Source organism: Streptomyces iakyrus, assembly GCF_000717055.1.
GTDB classification, from domain to species: Bacteria; Actinomycetota; Actinomycetes; order Streptomycetales; family Streptomycetaceae; genus Streptomyces; species Streptomyces iakyrus.
This window is the reverse complement of sequence record NZ_JNXI01000113.1, coordinates 1-362: the sequence shown is the minus strand read 5'-3', so window position 1 is coordinate 362 and position 362 is coordinate 1. Positions and strand designations below refer to the sequence as shown.

The 362-nt window shown below is 66.6% G+C and carries 1 protein-coding gene; it reads left to right on the top strand.

Going from position 1 to position 362, the window contains the following annotated elements:
• On the top strand, positions 1-362 hold a 362-nt coding region (locus tag OO68_RS48970), incomplete at both ends, for an ATP-binding protein (protein ID WP_033314737.1).

Below are 362 nucleotides of genomic sequence, written 5' to 3'. Positions count from 1 at the left end.
GGCGAAGGACATCGACGACTTCGACTTCGACGGCGCCACCGTCAACGAGACGCTGGCGCGCGATCTTTCCAGCGGCGGCTTCGTCGCCCAGCAGCGCAATATCGTCCTGGTCGGCGGCACGGGAACCGGGAAGACGCATCTCGCCATCGCCATCGCCAGAAGCTGCATTCGCGCCGGCCTGCGCGGGCGCTTCTTCAACACGGTCGATCTCGTCAATCGGCTCGAGGCGGAAACGCGCGCCGGACGCCAGGGGCGCATCGCCGATTATCTCACCCGGATGGACTTCGTCGTTCTCGACGAACTCGGCTATCTGCCCTTCGCGCAGGCGGGCGGCCAACTCCTCTTCCACCTCGTCAGCCGGC